This window comes from Pseudoalteromonas sp. Isolate3 (assembly GCF_022398505.1).
Taxonomy (GTDB): Bacteria; Pseudomonadota; Gammaproteobacteria; order Enterobacterales; family Alteromonadaceae; genus Pseudoalteromonas; species Pseudoalteromonas apostichopi.
In genome coordinates this window covers 1-16812 of the sequence record NZ_JAKEVN010000094.1, presented here as the reverse complement: position 1 = coordinate 16812, position 16812 = coordinate 1, and the positions used below count along the sequence as shown (strand labels likewise).

The following is a 16812-nucleotide window of genomic DNA, read 5'->3' as shown; positions in this document are numbered from 1 at the left end:
CTCTTACACATCATTGGTGGTGGCGCCTGGCTTAGCGGGACGGTAAGGGTCTATCTAATTTATAGGCATCTTTATACGAACCCCGCCAAGCATCGCTTCGCGGGGTTTTGTTTTTTAAAGAGTTTTTGGGAATGAGGGAGAATAAGGTTTGATTTTTAGTCATATAACGACGACACCGGGTGAAGTAACCAGTATCACTCAAGTGCGTGACTACATTAGTAGCCCACTTGCGTTATACAGTTTACTCGATAAGCCTAATTCACTGCTGTTAGAGTCTGCTGAAATTGATTCAAAAGACAGTGTAAAAAGTCTAATTTTGGTTGACTCAGCGCTACGTATTGTTTGCCAAGGCAAACAGGTCACACTCACAGCACAGTCAAATAATGGCAAACAATTACTGCCTTATTTACAAAGTCATGTGCAAAACTGTTCTGCAAAGCTTGTAGATGACACTTTAACGTTAACCTACAACGAGATCGCAAGCGACATTGATGAAGCCAGTAAATTAGTAGCAGATAACGCATTTAGTGCGCTACGTAGCTGCATTAACAGTATTAAAAGTACCACAGACAACCCGTTTTCTGTGTTCTTAGGCGGTGTGTTTGCCTACGATATGGTTGCTAATTTCGAAACCCTTTCTGATGTACCTGACGGCGAAAATAGCTGCCCAGATTATGTTTTCTACTTAGCTGAAACGTTAATTGTCATCGACCATCAGGCAAAAACAACAGAACTAATCGGCAATGTGTTTAACGGCCCTGAAGTACACGCTAACTGCTTTGAAGTGGGTCAACAGTTAGAACGTTTAAATACCGTATGTGACAATGCACAAAGCTACCAAGGGCAAAAACAAACAGGCTCAAACCCTATTTCTATCGATGTTAGCGACGAGCAATACTGTGAACATGTTATCAGGTTAAAAAAGAACATTGTTGATGGTGATATTTTCCAAGTTGTTCCATCACGTACTTTTTCTCTCGCCTGCCCTGACTCACTTCATGCTTACAGCCAATTAAAACAACAAAACCCAAGCCCATATATGTTTTACATGCGCGATGAAGAGTTTGTATTATTTGGTGCATCGCCCGAGTCAGCCCTCAAATATTGTCCAGAGAGTAAACAAGTTGAGGTATACCCTATTGCCGGCACTCGCCCTCGTGGCAAGTTTGCTAACGGACAAATTAATCCAGACCTAGACAGCCGCATTGAGCTTGAGCTTCGCAACGATCAAAAAGAACGTGCTGAGCACTTGATGTTAGTAGATTTAGCGCGAAATGATGTAGCTCGTATTAGCGTACCTGGCACACGCCACGCTAAAGAGTTATTAAAAGTAGACCGCTACTCACAAGTGATGCACTTAGTTTCACGTGTTGTTGGTACTTTAAAGCCAGAATTAGATGCGCTCCATGCCTACCAAGCCTGTATGAACATGGGCACGTTAGTGGGCGCACCTAAAGTACGTGCCGCTGAATTAGTTCGTCAAACCGAACAAAAACGCCGTGGCAGCTATGGTGGTGCAGTAGGTTATTTAACGGGTGATGGTGCCATGGATAGCTGCATTGTTATTCGCTCTGCCTTTGTTAAAAACGGCACAGCCTTCGTGCAAGCAGGTGCAGGTGTGGTGTTTGATTCAGAACCACAATCAGAAGCCAATGAAACTCGTGCTAAAGCGCAAGCCGTGATCACTGCGATTCAATCGACCTACGAGGCACAATAATGACAACAACATCAGCCTATAAAATCTACTTTTTAGATAACTTTGATTCATTTAGTTATAACTTAGTCGATGAACTTTCTATGTTAGGGTGCGAGTTAGTGGTATACCGTAATAACATCAGTGCACAAAGCATCTTTGACAAAATGTGCCAAGAGACAATGCCCGTGTTATTAGTGCTTTCACCCGGCCCTGGCGCACCATCGGATGCGGGTTGTTTAATGGAACTCATTGAACTGTGTAAAGGCCGCTTCCCGATGCTGGGCATCTGTTTAGGACAGCAAGCACTAACACAAAGCTACGGTGGGATTATTGGTCATGCAGGTGAAACAGTGCATGGCAAGTCATCAATTATTGCGTTGACTGAGCACCCAGTATTTGCAGGTATGGGCGATAAAATGCCGGTTGCTCGTTATCATTCATTAATGGCAACCAAAGTCCCTGATGACGTTGAAGTAATTGCTTCTTATGAGACTATTCCGATGGCAATTTACCACCAACAAGATAACGCCCTTGGCTATCAGTTTCATCCTGAGTCAATTTTAACGCCAAATGGCGCATTGCTATTACAGCAAAGCATTGAATTTTTAACCGCACGCGTGCAGTAGAGGAATAACATGGAAGCAACAACCCAAACCCAGTTAAACCAATTATTAGCAAAGCAAGATTTATCATTTCTGCAAGCAACTGCATTGTTTGACGCCATCATGAATGGTCAGCTTAATGATATTGAATTAACCGCTGCACTTATCGCCCTAAAACTAAAAGGCGAAACGAGTGATGAAATCGCCGGTGCGGCAGCATCAATGCGCGCCAATGCAGTGCCATTTAAAACCAGCAAAACCTTGCTTGCAGATAGCTGTGGTACCGGTGGCGATGGCTCAAACACAATTAATATTAGTACCACTGCTGCTATTGTAGCCGCCGCTGCGGGCATCAACATGGTCAAACATGGTAATCGTAGTGTATCGAGTAATTCTGGCTCTGCGGATTTACTAAAAGCCTTGGGTATCAATATCGATATGAGCCCTGAGCAAGCAGCCATTTGTTTAGAAAATACTGGCTTCACATTTTTATTTGCGCCGCATTATCACAGTGGTGTACGCCATGCGATGGGCGTGCGAACAGCCCTTAAAAGCCGCACAATTTTTAATATTTTAGGGCCGCTTGCCAACCCTGCTGCACCCGAGGTTCAATTGCTTGGTGTTTATGACGCTTCACTGTGTTTACCAATGGCAGAAACCTTAAAAACCCTTGGCACTAAACGCGCCATGGTGGTTCATGGTGCAGGCACTGACGAAATTGCCTTGCACGGGACAACCAAAGTGGTTGAGCTAAATAACGGTGAACTAAGCGAATACACGCTAACAGCGAGCGATTTTGGTCTTGCAAACTATTCACTTGAACAACTAGCAGGCCAAGGGCCAGAATATAACTCAAAAGCAAGCTTAGCGATTTTACAAGGTCAAGGTGAAATGGCGCATAACGCAGCTATTATAGCCAACGTTGCGGCACTTCTTTATTTAACTGATAAAACAAGTGATTTAAAAGCAGCCGCAGATCAAGTAAGTGAATTATTAGCATCAGGCAAAGCGATGGACACATTGAACGCAATTATTGAGGTAAGTCATGGCTAACGTGTTAGACAAAATTGTTGCCGACAAACGCATTGAATTAGAACAAAGAAAAGCACAGCGCCCGCTTGAGTCATTCATTGAGGATGTTGTACCAACCAAGCGAGACTTTGAAGCAGCGTTAGCAGCAACTGGCACACAATTTATTTTAGAGTGTAAAAAAGCATCACCGTCAAAAGGGCTTATTCGCGAGCCGTTTAATTTAGACGAAATTACTTCGGTATATAAAAAGTACGCAACCTGCATGAGTGTGCTTACTGACGAAAAATATTTCCAAGGCAGCTATCAGTACCTTGAATATGTGCGCAGCCAAGTTGAGCAGCCGCTAATTTGTAAAGACTTCTTTATTGATGAGTACCAAGTCTATTTAGCACGCTTGTCTGGTGGTGATGCTATTTTATTAATGCTCTCTGTCCTTGATGACGAACAATATTTAGCGCTTCATAAAGTGGCTGATTCTTTGAATATGTCGGTACTCACTGAAGTCAGTAATGAGCAAGAAGTAAGCCGCGCACTTGCACTTAATGCCAGCCTTATTGGCATTAACAACCGCGACCTTCGTGATTTAAGTACTGATCTTGCGACAACAGAGCGATTACGCCAGCTTATCCCAAATGACAAAGTGGTCATTTCAGAGTCGGGCATTTATACCCATAAAGATGTAAAACGCCTAGCGCCATTATGCGACGGCTTTTTAATCGGTAGCTCACTCATGGCTGAGCGCGACTTAGAAGCCGCGTGTCGTAAAGTGATTTTAGGTGAAAATAAAGTGTGTGGCTTAACCCGTTCACAAGACGCGATGGCAGCCTACGCGAGTGGTGCTGTTTATGGCGGTTTAATTTTTTACCCTAAGTCACCACGTTATGTCGATATCGACTGCGCCAAGCAAGTAACACAAAGTGCCCCGCTCGCTTATGTTGGTGTTTTTGTCAATGCGCCTGTTGAACAAGTAGTAGATTATGCACAAAGTTTAAAGCTAGCTGCAGTGCAATTACATGGTGACGAGAATAGCGAATATATTCAAACTCTCAGAAAGCAATTACCGCTTGGCTGTGAAATTTGGAAAGCACAAGCCGTTAAAGGCGAATTACCAAAACCGCTTGAAGGGGTTGACCGCCATTTATACGACACTTACAGCAAAAGCCAAAAAGGCGGCACAGGCGAAACATTTGATTGGTCTGTACTAGAAACGGCAACGGTGCCATTTATGTTAGCCGGTGGTTTAAATCCAGAGAATATTCATGCAGCGCTTTATCGCGGTGCCAATGGCCTTGACCTAAATTCTGGCGTTGAAGCGTCAGCGGGTAAAAAGTGCCAAACAAAATTACAAAATGCGTTTTCGCATATCAGAAATTATTGAGGTTATAATGCAAAATCCAGCTTATTTTGGTGAATTCGGTGGTATGTTTGTACCACAGTTGCTTGTGCCTGCACTCAAGCAACTAGAAGCAGAGTTTAATAAATCACAAAAAGATCCAGCTTTTCAGGCTGAATTTGAAAAACTATTAAATGAATACGCAGGTCGCCCTACGCCACTAACATTGACACGTAATTTAGTTAAAAACCCAAAGGTAAAACTATATTTAAAGCGTGAAGATTTACTCCACGGCGGTGCGCACAAAACCAACCAAGTACTTGGTCAAGCACTACTTACAAAGCGCATGGGGAAAAAAGAAGTCATTGCAGAAACAGGTGCTGGCCAACACGGTGTTGCAACTGCCCTCGCGTGTGCCCTACTTGGCTTAAAGTGCCGTGTTTACATGGGCGCAAAAGACGTTGAACGTCAGCAACCAAACGTATTTCGAATGAAACTAATGGGTGCAGAGGTTATTCCTGTCACAGCAGGCTCTGGTACTTTAAAAGACGCAGTAAACGAAGCACTACGCGATTGGTCTGCTAATTACAAAGATGCTCACTATTTACTGGGCACTGCAGCAGGCCCTCACCCATTCCCAACCATGGTACGTGAGTTCCAAAAAATGATTGGAGAAGAAGCAAAACAACAAGTGTTAAAAGCAGAAGGTCGATTACCGGATGCCGTGCTTGCTTGTGTTGGCGGTGGCTCTAATGCAATTGGTATGTTCACAGACTTTATTGATGAGCCAAGCGTAAAACTGATTGGTGTAGAACCTGCTGGTAAAGGCTTAGATACGCATCAACATGGTGCGACCTTATGTAAGGGCACAAAGGGCATTTTACACGGTACTTATACTTATATTATGCAAGATGATGATGGTCAAATTGAAGAGTCTTACTCTGTTTCAGCAGGTCTTGATTACCCAGCCGTTGGTCCACAGCATGCTCATTTACATGAAACAGGCCGTGCACAATACGTTGGTATTAGCGATACTGAAGCTCTAGAGGCATTCCAATTATTAGCTAAAAACGAAGGGATTATTCCAGCCCTTGAGTCAAGCCACGCCCTAGCATATGCTCTTAAATATGCCGAGCAACAAACCGAAGACACTATTTTAGTGGTTAACCTAAGCGGCCGAGGCGATAAAGATTTGGCTCACGTACACAGTGTTTTATCAGAAGGAGGCGCACTATGAGCCAGACTAACCGTTACGGACAACTGTTCGCCACATTAAATGAAACAAACCAAGGTGCGTTTGTGCCGTTTGTGACCATTGGCGACCCTAATAAAGCACTGAGTGTAGAAATCATCAAAAGCTTAATTGATGGCGGCGCTGATGCCCTTGAGTTAGGTATTCCATTTTCTGATCCGATTGCAGATGGCCCTGTTATCCAAGCGGCCAACATTCGTGCGCTTGATGAAAACATTAATACCCAAGATTGCTTTGATATCATCAAACAAGTGCGTGAATACAATGCAGATATTCCAATTGGCCTATTATTGTATTCAAATCTGGTGTTTAAGCGTGGCATCGAAAAGTTTTATCAAGATGCTAAAGAAGCAGGTGTCGATTCAATTTTAGTGGCTGACGTACCGCTACATGAATCAAAGCTATTTCGCCAAACAGCAATGAAAAATGGCATAGACCCAATTTTTATTGCAACGCCTAATGCTGATGACGACACTTTACGCGAGTGTGCTTCATATGGCCGTGGTTACACTTATCTGTTATCACGCGCGGGCGTTACGGGAACAGAAACTAAAGCACAAATGCCAGCAGACTCGTTAGTTAAAAAGCTAAAAGATTATCATGCTGCACCAGCTTTATTAGGCTTTGGAGTATCAACACCGGAAGATGTTAAATCAGCACTCGAATCAGGGGCCGCTGGGGCGATTTCAGGTTCTGCAGTAGTTAAAATCATAGAAGCAAACCTTGATGACCAAGCAGCGATGCTAAGTGGGTTGAAAGAGTTTGTAGCCAGTATGAAAGCAGCTACAAAATAAGTTGTTTAGTTTACTTAAAAAAGGGCCTTATAGGCCCTTTATTGTATCTAACTATTAATGATGGCGATGCACACCCTCTTTAATTTCTTCAATGAATTTTCGATTAAAAGCCTCTAAGTCAGCTGGGCTTCGGCTTGTGACTATACCTTCATCAACACACACCTCTTGATCAACCCAATTTGCGCCAGCATTGATTAAGTCGGTTTTAATGCTTGGGTATGACGTCACCTTGCGGTCGCGTAATTTGTTAACTTCAGCTAGTAGCCATGGTCCATGACAAATCGCTGCAATGGGTTTATTTTTACCTGCACTGAAGAAACCATCAACAAAGGCTTTTGCTTCGCTATCTTGACGCAGTGTGTCTGGATTGAATAAACCACCAGGTAGCAATAGGGCATCATATTCACTTGAGTCAGCCTCGCTAACCACACGATCCACTGTGACTCTTTCACCCCATTGGTTTTCATCCCAGCCAGTAATATCTCCACGTTCAAGAGACACGACTTCTACAAGTGCACCTGCTTCTAACAATGCGCTGCGTGGTGATAATAGCTCACTTTGCTCAAAACCATTGGTTGCTAGAATGGCAATCTTTTTACCATTAAGTTGGCTGTTTAAATTTGACATGTTATCTCCTTATTTAGGTAAACCTAAAGTAATAGCAGCAGACAACATGCCAAATTTAACACATTGAAAGTATTAACTTAATTTAAAAATATTCTGATTCAGTGTGTAAATGCTACAACGAATTTGCAAATCCTGCTTATAGGGCGTCTTTTAATGCTTTAGCAGGTTTAAAAACAGGCTTGTTAGCGCCTTCAATTTCAATTTCTTCACCTGTTTGTGGATTACGACCTTTACGTGCTGGGTAATAACTCAATGCAAACGTACCAAAGCCATTAATTTGCACTTGATCGCCTTCAGACAGTGATTTTTCGATAGCATTTAACATACTAGTTAAGGCAGCTTGTGTGTCTTTTTTTGTTAATTCACTGTGGGCAGCCATTTGTGATACTAACGCGGCTTTATTCATAAAATGCTCCAAAATACGCCACTTAATCATCTGAGGTTAAGCGGAAAAAGATAAGGTAAAACAACCTAAACGCAGGTTTAGGCCAGATTGGCTCGGGAGGCTAAGCTTTCAGCTCTACTAAGTCAACCTTGTATCTTGCGCAATAACTTGATACAACCCAGTATCTTTTTAAATTAGAGCATTTATAAATCTATGCATGCGATTATTGAATACATCCCGCTGATTTTGTTCTTTGCGGTTTTCAAGTTAGTTGATATTTATTGGGCAACAGCATTGCTGATGCTAACCACCTTAATTCAGGTTGCTTATTGTTATTTTAAGGATGGCAAAGTGCCGACCAGACATTGGCTGTTTTTTGCCATCGCGGTGGTGTTAGGTACACTTACTTTAGTTTTTCACGATGAACAGTTTGTCAAATGGAAAGCCACCATTGTATATGCAATTTTCAGTGTCACTTTGTTAGTAAGCCGCTATGTACTTGGCAAAAACCTAGTGAAAAAAGCACTTAGCTCGATTTTAGAAAATGCCTCTGAGAGTAAACAAGAAATAAAGGTACCAGAAGCATTATGGAACAAGCTTAACCTGTTTTGGGTTGCAATTACTGCGGGTATTTCTGCGCTTAATATCTATATTGCGTATAACTTCTCACTCGACTTTTGGGTTAACTTTAAAGTGTTTGGCTTAATGGGTATTACCTTTGTCTGCGTGTTAGCAACAATCATCACCCTATTCAAATACTTACCAGAAGATGACGAAGAGAAAGATTCAAAGCAATCTTAGTGTCATAAAACTGTCGTCTTAGCTTGTTAGCGTAAACAAAAAAAACGCTGAGACGACATTGAACGCTAACCAATACCGCTGGTTTGAATTTACCCTCATATTTGTTTCTTTGCCGCTCTTAGGCTTCTTTTTGCGTGCCTACCTCGCTAACTGGCTCATTCCCGCACTTATTATCTTAATGATTGTATGTGGCATGCTGCTTCTGTCTGATCCCCACTTTAAGCGTTTTCGCTTAACAAGCCTCGGGCAATTTAGTGCGGTAAAAAGTCGTTTATTTAGTTTTTTCTTTTTAGGAGCGCTATTCTCCGGGATGTTTTACGGCATCATGAATCAAGAAAACTGGTTTTCACTACCACGAAACTCATTCAACGATTGGCTAATGTTGCTACTGCTCTACCCTATCTTATCGGTGATGCCGCAAGAACTTATTTTTAGAACCTATTTTTTCCATCGTTATAAACGCATTATGCCAAGTAAAACGGTGCGTATTATTGTCAGCGCATCGGTGTTTGCGTTGGCGCATATTGTCTATGCGAATGTATTGGCCGTACTTCTAGCATTTTTAGGTGGACTGTTGTTCTCATATACTTATTCGCAAAGCCGCTCTACCTTCGTGTGTGTAATTGAACACAGTTTGTGGGGACTTTGGATGTTTACCCTTGGCTTGGGTGATGTGCTTGATGCAGGAGCATTTTGATTATTAAAGCACAACAAATAGCAGGCATAAAAAAGCCGCGCAAAGTGCGCGGCTAAGTATTGAACTGGTTTTTAAAATCCGAAAATACTAAATGCAAAGAATTTAGTCGCCACCGTATTTACAAAGATTAGTAATAAAATGGCAGGGATAAACGTTGATAGTGAGAAGTTCACATACTTCTCTGTGAAGCTACCAACATAGCCGTCACAGCCTTGGCTTAGCTCTGCTGATAAGTTTGCTTTTTTCCAACGGTACATAACGAATAAACACACCATTAAACCGTTAAGCGGTAAAATTGTGTCGTAAAACACATCATAAACAATATCAAATAAACTCTTATCTGCGCCGCCATAACTAACAAACTTAGTGAGTGATTCAACCATACCAAACGACATCGTACAAAGCACAGTTAATACACCTGTAGATAAAGTTAAGATAAGCAACGCTTTTTTACGGCTAATACCTTTGCGGTCACTTAATGTTGCTGTTGGAACTTCTACAATTGATACAAGCGACGTAATTGCAGCAAAAAAGACGAGTAAAAAGAATACAAACGCAACAATTGATGCACCTACATAACCAATATCAGCTTGTAACGCTAATAGAATTTTTGGTAAATAAACAAAAATCATCGATACCGATGAGTCAGATAAAGTGCTTGGGTCAGTGTTTGGGTTAAAGCTAAATATAGCAGGAAGAACCATAAGACCCGCAATAAATGCAACAAGAGAATCGGTTACAGCAACCATTTTAGCACTACCAACAATGTCGTCTTTCTTTGAAATATAAGATGCATAGGTCATTAAAATACCCATACCTAACGACAATGAGAAAAACGCTTGTGCTAATGCACCATTTAATACACTTGCATCCATTTTTGAAAAGTCAGGCACTATATAGTACTTCACACCAGCCATCGCGTTATCAAGTGTTAATACATAAATAACCAACGCTGTTAGTAGAACGAATAAAGCTGGCATCATAAACTTAGCTGCTTTTTCAATACCTTCTTTTACGCCGCCAACCAAAATCAAGTTAACGATGATAGCAACCACTGCCATATAGCCAAACACGGTGTAGCTGTTAATAAAAGTGCCAAAGTTATCTGGCTGAGCCAAAGCATCTAAATTACCAAATGCAGTTTGCGATAAATAACCAAAAATCCATACAGTGATAACCATATAAAAAACAGCAATCATAAATGGCGTTAATACTGCTAAAAAGCCTGCAAAGTTCCATTTAGGATCGTTGCCCGCTAATAATTTGTAAGAACCAAGAGGATCTTTTTGCGCTTTACGACCCATTGCCATTTCAGCCATCATCACTGGTAAACAGATGAAAATGACAAACAATGCATAAACTAATAGGAAAGCACCACCGCCGTTTTTTGTAGCTGAAACAGGAAAACCCACTAAGTTTCCGATACCTACAGCAGAACCGGCTGCCGCTAAAATAAAACCGAGGCGGGAGCTAAAATGCTCGCGTTTTTCGCTCATTTAAAAACCTTATTATTATTTTCTCAACCCAGCGACTCTACCAGTGTTACACCGCGTATTTCAAGCTTTATAAGTTAAAGTTATATGGGTTTGTGTAAAGATTATTACGCGAATATTCTCTCGTCTATTGCTAAGAATATGCTACTATTTTTTAAAAATAACATTGAGAACACAACATGCTGTATATGATTTATTCAACTGATGTTGAAAATAGTTTAGAAGCACGCAAATCTGCGCGTCCTGCTCACCTAGCACGTCTACAAGAATTAGATGAACAAAACCGTTTATTCACAGCAGGTCCGCTTCCTGCCATTGATAGTGAAGATCCCGCTGAAGCTGGTTTTACAGGTTCGTTAGTCGTTGCTGAGTTTGAGTCATTAGAAGCAGCTCGTGAATGGGCAGCAAATGATCCTTATATTGCTGCAGGTGTTTACGACAACTCAGTTGTAAAACCATTTAAAAAAGTATTTGGTTAACGTCTGAACTTAACTGAATCATTAATTCAGTGTTTGTTCACGGCTTATTAACTAAGATTTGCCTATTGAAATTACAGAATTGAACGTAATTACTTGAATTTTAGTTAATTGGTTAATTAAACTAAATGGGTCTGGTTTAGGAGTTCCCCGTCATGCGCATATTATTAGCCTTCAGTTTTAGTCTTTTATTTGCATTATCAAGCTTTCATGCTGATGCCAGTAAGAAACAAGTCTCTGAAGTGACTAAAAAACAGGCTGTGACAATTGCCAAAAAATCTGAGGACGGCCGAACCCTAAAAATCACAGAGCAAGATAAAGTATTTACCGTAAGAATTTTAAAAACGAACGGCCATGTGGTTGATGTCCATGTGAACAAAAAGACTGGCGAAGTGAAAAAGGATTAAGAATGCGAATTTTAGTTATTGAAGATGATTTACACTTAGCAGATAACCTTCGTAATGCACTTGAAAAAGAGCGTTATAGCGTTGACCTTTGTCACGATGGTGAAGCTGGTTTATTCCATATTACCGAGTACCCGCTTGATATGGCGGTAGTAGATCTAGGCTTACCAAAAGTAGATGGTATCGAATTAATTACCAAAGCCCGTGCTCAGGGTATTACTATCCCTATTTTGATTTTAACTGCACGTGACCGTTGGCAGGATAAAGTAGAAGGCTTAGATGCAGGTGCTGATGACTACCTAACTAAACCTTTCCATGTTGAAGAGCTGATTGCACGCTGTAATGCACTTATCCGCCGCAGCGCAGGTAAAGCAAACCCAGAAATGACAGCAGGTCCTATCAAAATACACACTCGCTCACAACAAGTTTGGGTTAATGATAAAGAACTTAGCTTAACTGCATACGAATACAAAGTTTTAGAATATCTAATGGTTAACCCACAAAAGGTAATTTCTAAATCTGAATTGACAGAGCACATTTATGATCAAGACTTCGACCTTGATTCAAACGTAATAGAAGTTTTCGTATTGCGTTTACGTAAGAAGCTTGACCCTGACGGTACCCTTAACCCAGTTGAAACATTACGTGGCCGTGGTTATAGGCTTAAAAGTCAGTGGTAGCATCGCAAATACCGCTTAAAGTAAGGCAAGGATTTATCCTTGTCTTTGTTTTATTAGTAGCCTTGCCAATTCTGTTTTTCTCAATTGGTAAGGCTTACTACGCTTCTTTGGTCGAAGCGACCGAAAAAACCCTCGAAGCTCATTTATATTCTCTTATTTCTGAAGTTGACTTCACTGAACGCGGCATTGTAATGCCGAGCACCATCTTAACTCCAGAACTAAATCGTTTAAATTCAGATACCTATGCAATGATTTATCGTGGTGATCTTCCTGTTTGGTATTCTGAATCAGCCACCAACATCAATTTTATTCCAGATAACTTTGAAGCCCCAGCAGGCTCTGCGGATTTTCGCCGTGTTGAATACAACAAGACCGTGTACTGGCAATTAACCCTTACCGTTATTTTAGAAAACATTGACCAATCGGAGCATGCGCGTTTTATCTTATTAAAACGTAATGATGCACTTCTCAGGCTGATGGATGGCTTTAAACAAACGTTAGTAAATTGGATGTATGTAATGGGTGTGGCCATTGCAGCGCTTATGGCGATTGGTTTTGTTTGGAGTGCAAGGCCATTACAACGTCTTGATAAAGAAATTAAAGCCATTGAATCGGGCGATAATCAGCAAATAAAAGGTCTCTACCCAGTAGAGCTGCAAACCATAAAAGCCGACTTAAACTTATTACTTGAATCGCAACAGCGCCAAAAAGAGCGCTATAGAGCTTCGTTAAGCGATCTTGCTCATGCATTAAAAACCCCCTTGGCAGTCCTTAAATCAAGCCCTTTAGCCAATGATGCCGATGCACAAGAGCAGTTAGATCGTATTAATGTGATGATCGAACATCAATTAAAACGAGCTGCAACGGGTGCTTCTGATACTTGGAAAAAGCAAACCCATATTAAACCTGTTATTGATTCAATTTTAAGCGCGATGAGCAAGGTTTATCGCGATAAAGATATTATTTTTACCTCTGAGGTTAGTGAAAAAGACTATTTCTTAGGTGATAAAACCGATTTAATGGAACTACTCGGTAATTTAATCGATAATGCCTGTAAAGCTTGCCGTTCACAGGTCGATATAAAGGTTAAACAGAACAAAAAGTTAACACTCAGCATAAGTGATGATGGCCCAGGTGTTCCTGAGCACAAACGCGAATCATTACTGACTCGCGGTACCAGACTCGATACTTACGAAAGTGGCCATGGTGTTGGCATGGCTATCGTATCTGATTTAGTAAACTCGTATAATGGCACATTAACCATTAAAGATGCAGAGAAGCTATCCGGCGCTGAGTTTATATTAGAGTTTAATTACCATGATAAAAAATAAAACATCCATATTCGTTAAGAGCATCTTTTTAGGTTTAATTACGACTGCATCACAGGCTCAAGCAGAGCAAGCTTGTGAGCTCGCGAGCAACCATACTGATGACACCAAGCGGTATATTCAATGCCTTGATCAAGTTATTGCAGACCTGCAACGTGACCAAAAAATGTGGGTTAATAAGCTCACTATGGATCTTGAAAAAATAAAAGAAGATACCGGTAATAGCCAATTGCTACCAATTTTTAATCGCAGTATAAAAAACCAAGAGCGTTATTTAGAAGACAGTTGTCGTTGGCGCTACTTACAAAAAATGCCAAATGGCACTAGTGCCGCTATTGCCTACAAACAATGTGAGATTGAAATTCTCAAAAACCATGTAAAGGTTTTACAACAACCTCTAAAGTGATACCAAGTCGCTATAATCGTTAATCATTTTGAAAAATAAAAAGGCGCTTAAGCGCCTTTTTAATCCTCAAGTTTTAGCTCTTCACCGTTACCTAGCAAAGTAGCAAGCCATCGCCCTTCTTGGCTGGTTTCTAAAGCAATTTTAACTATCATAGTTAATGGAACTGACAATAGCATACCAACTGTTCCCATCAACCAGCCCCAGAAAATCAACGATAAAAACACCACTAGCGTCGATAAGCCCAGCCCTTTCCCCATAAAGCGCGGTTCTACAATATTACCCATCACTGTGTTAATAACTAAATATCCACCAGCGATAAACCCTGCTACCAATGGGCCTTGCGTGATTAAAGCAAGTAACACAGCTGGTACTGCAGCAATAATTGAACCAATATTAGGAATATAGTTAAGTATAAACGCCACCACAGCCCAGAGCACAAAATAATCAACATTAAGTGCCCACAGCATGAATCCTGCAAGAACACCTGTGCCTAGACTAACCATTGTTTTTATGGCTAGATAAGAATTAATTGAATCTAAGAAACGGTCAACTTGCTGCATTTTCATTTCAGGGTCATCGAGTGCTAAATGCACTTTTTTGCTGAGCATTGGCCCTTCAAATAGCATAAACACGACAGTTAATATGATTAAAAACAGGTTCGCCATCACCCCACCTAACCCGGTGAGCATATTAGTTGCAACATCAATCATTTTACCTGGATCAAATAAAGAAATAATCTGCTCTTTATCAATCAAAATGTTATAGCTTGCAGCAACGTTAACCACCCAGACAAACTCTTCTTTGAGTTGTGCCTTGTACTCAGGTAAATTTTCTGAAAAATCGGTCATAGATTGCCCAACCAGACCGGCAAGGCTTATCCCTATACCGACAATCATCAGCATCACAAAAACCACAGCAATACCTTTAGGGATACCGTATTTGGCAAAGAAACGGATTAAGGGATTACAAATAATAGCGATAAAGGCCGCCAACACAAATGGAATAACAATCACACTTGCAGCTTTAATACCCGCTAAAACAACGACTAAAGCAGCAAATATTACTAAACTTTTATTTACACCAGTCAGGCTCGACAAAATAAAATCCTTGTTAACTTTTTTATAAGTGTAAGTGAAATACGCAGCAAAATAAATCACAAAGCTTCTGGCATAATTAATGCTCATTATACGTGCATAATTTGAACAATTTATGATACATATAAGTAAGCGTGCTAAAGAAGGAGCTTTATATGGCACATTTATCCGAACAAGAACTTACTTTTTTCAACCGTTTATTCGAGGCTGAAAACCTTGATGGCGATCCAACCGATACAAAAATGTCTGTTAGGCTCAACTTGCCAAATAAATTAAACGGCTTACTAGCAAATTCCAAACTAACTTTACTTGCCGAGGTGGGTATGTATCAGCTTTGGTTTCCACTTGAGTTTATCAATGACGAAAATGGCCAGCTGATACCCTTACTCAGTGCACCAGAAGTGATAGATACCAAAGGTATCGAACGCAGCTGGCGAACTCCTGATCTCGAAATACATACCGAGCAATTTCAAATATTGTCTTTATCAAGTACTGGCGTGTTACTCAAGCCTAAGCGTCAAGCTCCAGAGCTAAACAAAGACATATTACTCGCATTTGATTTACCTAGCAGAGATCACATTATTCTTAGTGTGAAGCCAATTCGAACCACTAGTAAAGGGATTGCAGGTAAGATCGTAAAGGTTTGCAAAGGTGAAGAGGAACTTCGTAGATACTTATTTGAGGCCCATAAGCACCATCACGCAAAGCTGTATGAGCAAGGTACCTTTACCACTGAACTTATCTAGTTGCAGTGACTTAACGGCTTAGATAAGCTTGGCGTTTTGCAGCAAGTCGAATAAGGTATTTTATGAGTTACCCTATAGGAACCCCAGGTAAACCGTGGAACGAAGCAGATAAAAAAGCATGGTTTAAATCACAGACAGTAAAACGTAGCTATATAGATGATGTTGTATCGCAATTAGAGTCTTTATCAATCGATTTCAATATTGAACAGTATGGTGCATTAAGTTACGACAGCGACAAGTACCCTCTTTACATTTTAAAGAGCAAGCAATGGCAAGCTGATAAACCGACAGTATTGGTTACCGGTGGCGTTCATGGCTATGAAACAAGTGGTGTGCATGGCGCATTAGCGTTTGCTAAGAACAAAGCTAAAGACTACTTTGCCGATTTTAATATTTTAGTAGCACCGTGTATCAGCCCGTGGGGTTATGAAACAATTAATCGCTGGAACCCTAATGCGACAGATCCAAACCGCTCATTCTACGCTGACAGCCCAGCTGAAGAGTCTGCAGCAATCATGCAGTATTTAGCTGACAATACCATTGCACCTTACGTGCATATCGACCTACATGAAACAACTGATACTGATAATAGTGAGTTTCGTCCTGCTCTTGCAGCACGTGATGCAACCACTCACGATAACTGGAACATCCCAGATGGCTTTTATCTCGTTGCTGATAGTGAACGTCCACATGACGCGTTTCAGGCAGCGATTATTAAGTCTGTTGAAAAAGTAACTCATATCGCACCTAGCGATGAGAATAACCAGTTGATTGGTGTACCGCAAACCCAATTGGGTGTTATTCATTACCAAGCGAAAAAACTCGGCTTATGTATGGGTCTCACTGATGCTGAATTTGTGACAACAACAGAAGTTTACCCTGATAGCCCACAGGCAAATGATGAAGTCTGTATTGATGCACAAGTAGCCTCGATTACCGGTGCATTGAACTATATTGTTAATAAAT

The 16812-nt window shown here is 40.9% G+C and carries 19 protein-coding genes; 15 read left to right on the top strand and 4 right to left on the bottom strand.

Going from position 1 to position 16812, the window contains the following annotated elements; all coding sequences use genetic code 11:
- The first annotated feature begins 148 nt into the window (after window positions 1–148).
- The 6 genes from L1D46_RS15770 to trpA are packed head-to-tail and all read left to right on the top strand — an operon-like array spanning window position 149 to window position 6709.
- Window positions 149–1717: an anthranilate synthase component 1 gene (locus L1D46_RS15770; RefSeq protein WP_239977849.1), complete on the top strand. Its 1569-nt coding sequence runs from the start codon at window positions 149–151 to the stop codon at window positions 1715–1717.
- On the top strand, window positions 1717–2322 hold the full coding sequence (locus L1D46_RS15765; protein WP_130051771.1) for an aminodeoxychorismate/anthranilate synthase component II: 606 nt from the start codon (window positions 1717–1719) through the stop codon (window positions 2320–2322). Before L1D46_RS15770 ends, L1D46_RS15765 begins: the two co-directional genes overlap by 1 nt.
- A 9-nt stretch (window positions 2323–2331) precedes the next feature.
- A complete protein-coding gene (gene trpD, locus L1D46_RS15760; RefSeq protein WP_239977848.1) occupies window positions 2332–3351 on the top strand; it encodes an anthranilate phosphoribosyltransferase in 1020 nt (339 codons plus the stop codon).
- Entirely contained in the window at window positions 3344–4708 is a 1365-nt protein-coding gene (gene trpCF / locus L1D46_RS15755) for a bifunctional indole-3-glycerol-phosphate synthase TrpC/phosphoribosylanthranilate isomerase TrpF (protein WP_130051773.1), read from the top strand. The genes trpD and trpCF overlap by 8 nt, the downstream gene beginning before the upstream one ends.
- A gap of 7 nt (window positions 4709–4715) precedes the next feature.
- Window positions 4716–5900, top strand: coding sequence for a tryptophan synthase subunit beta (gene trpB / locus L1D46_RS15750; protein WP_130051774.1), 1185 nt, complete (start codon window positions 4716–4718; stop codon window positions 5898–5900).
- On the top strand, window positions 5897–6709 hold the full coding sequence (gene trpA, locus L1D46_RS15745; RefSeq protein ID WP_167658621.1) for a tryptophan synthase subunit alpha: 813 nt from the start codon (window positions 5897–5899) through the stop codon (window positions 6707–6709). Before trpB ends, trpA begins: the two co-directional genes overlap by 4 nt.
- Window positions 6710–6763: 54 nt before the next feature.
- Here the strand turns inward: trpA and L1D46_RS15740 are convergent, their stop codons facing one another.
- On the bottom strand, window positions 6764–7336 hold the full coding sequence (locus L1D46_RS15740; RefSeq protein ID WP_167658622.1) for a type 1 glutamine amidotransferase domain-containing protein: 573 nt from the start codon (window positions 7334–7336) through the stop codon (window positions 6764–6766).
- A gap of 136 nt (window positions 7337–7472) precedes the next feature.
- Entirely contained in the window at window positions 7473–7742 is a 270-nt protein-coding gene (locus L1D46_RS15735; RefSeq protein WP_130051777.1) for an HU family DNA-binding protein, read from the bottom strand.
- A 192-nt stretch (window positions 7743–7934) separates the two neighbouring features.
- Between L1D46_RS15735 and L1D46_RS15730 the strand changes: the two genes are divergently transcribed.
- Together L1D46_RS15730 and L1D46_RS15725 are read left to right on the top strand one after the other, a co-directional pair.
- Window positions 7935–8522 (top strand): inner membrane-spanning protein YciB, encoded by a 588-nt coding sequence (locus L1D46_RS15730; RefSeq protein ID WP_167658623.1) that lies wholly within the window; start codon window positions 7935–7937, stop codon window positions 8520–8522.
- Window positions 8523–8580: 58 nt separating this feature from the next.
- A complete protein-coding gene (locus tag L1D46_RS15725) occupies window positions 8581–9219 on the top strand; it encodes a CPBP family glutamic-type intramembrane protease (RefSeq protein ID WP_239977847.1) in 639 nt (212 codons plus the stop codon).
- A 71-nt stretch (window positions 9220–9290) separates the two neighbouring features.
- Here L1D46_RS15725 and L1D46_RS15720 read toward each other — a convergent pair whose 3' ends face one another.
- Window positions 9291–10715 carry a sodium-dependent transporter gene (locus L1D46_RS15720; protein WP_130051780.1) on the bottom strand — a complete coding sequence of 475 codons (1425 nt, stop codon included), beginning with the start codon at window positions 10713–10715 and terminating at the stop codon, window positions 9291–9293.
- Window positions 10716–10891: 176 nt separating this feature from the next.
- On the opposite strand from L1D46_RS15720, the gene L1D46_RS15715 reads away from it, so the two are divergent.
- The 5 genes from L1D46_RS15715 to L1D46_RS15695 all read left to right on the top strand — a co-directional run bounded on the left by L1D46_RS15715 (window position 10892) and on the right by L1D46_RS15695 (window position 14006).
- Window positions 10892–11191 carry a YciI family protein gene (locus tag L1D46_RS15715; protein ID WP_175580462.1) on the top strand — a complete coding sequence of 100 codons (300 nt, stop codon included), beginning with the start codon at window positions 10892–10894 and terminating at the stop codon, window positions 11189–11191.
- A gap of 152 nt (window positions 11192–11343) precedes the next feature.
- Window positions 11344–11595, top strand: coding sequence for a PepSY domain-containing protein (locus L1D46_RS15710; protein ID WP_130051781.1), 252 nt, complete (start codon window positions 11344–11346; stop codon window positions 11593–11595).
- A gap of 2 nt (window positions 11596–11597) precedes the next feature.
- Entirely contained in the window at window positions 11598–12272 is a 675-nt protein-coding gene (locus L1D46_RS15705) for a response regulator transcription factor (RefSeq protein WP_054552907.1), read from the top strand.
- Window positions 12266–13603 (top strand): ATP-binding protein, encoded by a 1338-nt coding sequence (locus L1D46_RS15700; RefSeq protein ID WP_167658625.1) that lies wholly within the window; start codon window positions 12266–12268, stop codon window positions 13601–13603. Before L1D46_RS15705 ends, L1D46_RS15700 begins: the two co-directional genes overlap by 7 nt.
- A complete protein-coding gene (locus tag L1D46_RS15695; protein WP_130051783.1) occupies window positions 13590–14006 on the top strand; it encodes a hypothetical protein in 417 nt (138 codons plus the stop codon). Before L1D46_RS15700 ends, L1D46_RS15695 begins: the two co-directional genes overlap by 14 nt.
- A gap of 59 nt (window positions 14007–14065) precedes the next feature.
- On the opposite strand, the gene L1D46_RS15690 is transcribed toward L1D46_RS15695, so the two are convergent.
- On the bottom strand, window positions 14066–15103 hold the full coding sequence (locus L1D46_RS15690; RefSeq protein WP_239977846.1) for an AI-2E family transporter: 1038 nt from the start codon (window positions 15101–15103) through the stop codon (window positions 14066–14068).
- 152 nt (window positions 15104–15255) lie between these two features.
- Between L1D46_RS15690 and L1D46_RS15685 the strand changes: the two genes are divergently transcribed.
- Both L1D46_RS15685 and L1D46_RS15680 read left to right on the top strand, forming a co-directional pair.
- Window positions 15256–15846, top strand: coding sequence for a hypothetical protein (locus tag L1D46_RS15685; RefSeq protein ID WP_239977845.1), 591 nt, complete (start codon window positions 15256–15258; stop codon window positions 15844–15846).
- A 62-nt stretch (window positions 15847–15908) separates the two neighbouring features.
- A partial coding sequence (locus L1D46_RS15680; RefSeq protein ID WP_130051786.1) for a M14 family metallocarboxypeptidase occupies window positions 15909–16812 on the top strand: 904 nt, incomplete at its 3' end.

What these genes read in the sequence shown, in the direction of transcription:
- L1D46_RS15765 (WP_130051771.1), top strand. Translation starts at nt 1,717, where the DNA reads ATGACAACAACATCAGCCTATAAAATCTACTTTTTAGATAACTTTGAT.
- trpD (WP_239977848.1), top strand. Translation starts at nt 2,332, where the DNA reads ATGGAAGCAACAACCCAAACCCAGTTAAACCAATTATTAGCAAAGCAA.
- trpCF (WP_130051773.1), top strand. Translation starts at nt 3,344, where the DNA reads ATGGCTAACGTGTTAGACAAAATTGTTGCCGACAAACGCATTGAATTA.
- trpB (WP_130051774.1), top strand. Translation starts at nt 4,716, where the DNA reads ATGCAAAATCCAGCTTATTTTGGTGAATTCGGTGGTATGTTTGTACCA.
- trpA (WP_167658621.1), top strand. Translation starts at nt 5,897, where the DNA reads ATGAGCCAGACTAACCGTTACGGACAACTGTTCGCCACATTAAATGAA.
- L1D46_RS15740 (WP_167658622.1), bottom strand. Translation starts at nt 7,336, where the DNA reads ATGTCAAATTTAAACAGCCAACTTAATGGTAAAAAGATTGCCATTCTA.
- L1D46_RS15735 (WP_130051777.1), bottom strand. Translation starts at nt 7,742, where the DNA reads ATGAATAAAGCCGCGTTAGTATCACAAATGGCTGCCCACAGTGAATTA.
- L1D46_RS15730 (WP_167658623.1), top strand. Translation starts at nt 7,935, where the DNA reads ATGCATGCGATTATTGAATACATCCCGCTGATTTTGTTCTTTGCGGTT.
- L1D46_RS15720 (WP_130051780.1), bottom strand. Translation starts at nt 10,715, where the DNA reads ATGAGCGAAAAACGCGAGCATTTTAGCTCCCGCCTCGGTTTTATTTTA.
- L1D46_RS15715 (WP_175580462.1), top strand. Translation starts at nt 10,892, where the DNA reads ATGCTGTATATGATTTATTCAACTGATGTTGAAAATAGTTTAGAAGCA.
- L1D46_RS15710 (WP_130051781.1), top strand. Translation starts at nt 11,344, where the DNA reads ATGCGCATATTATTAGCCTTCAGTTTTAGTCTTTTATTTGCATTATCA.
- L1D46_RS15705 (WP_054552907.1), top strand. Translation starts at nt 11,598, where the DNA reads ATGCGAATTTTAGTTATTGAAGATGATTTACACTTAGCAGATAACCTT.
- L1D46_RS15695 (WP_130051783.1), top strand. Translation starts at nt 13,590, where the DNA reads ATGATAAAAAATAAAACATCCATATTCGTTAAGAGCATCTTTTTAGGT.
- L1D46_RS15685 (WP_239977845.1), top strand. Translation starts at nt 15,256, where the DNA reads ATGGCACATTTATCCGAACAAGAACTTACTTTTTTCAACCGTTTATTC.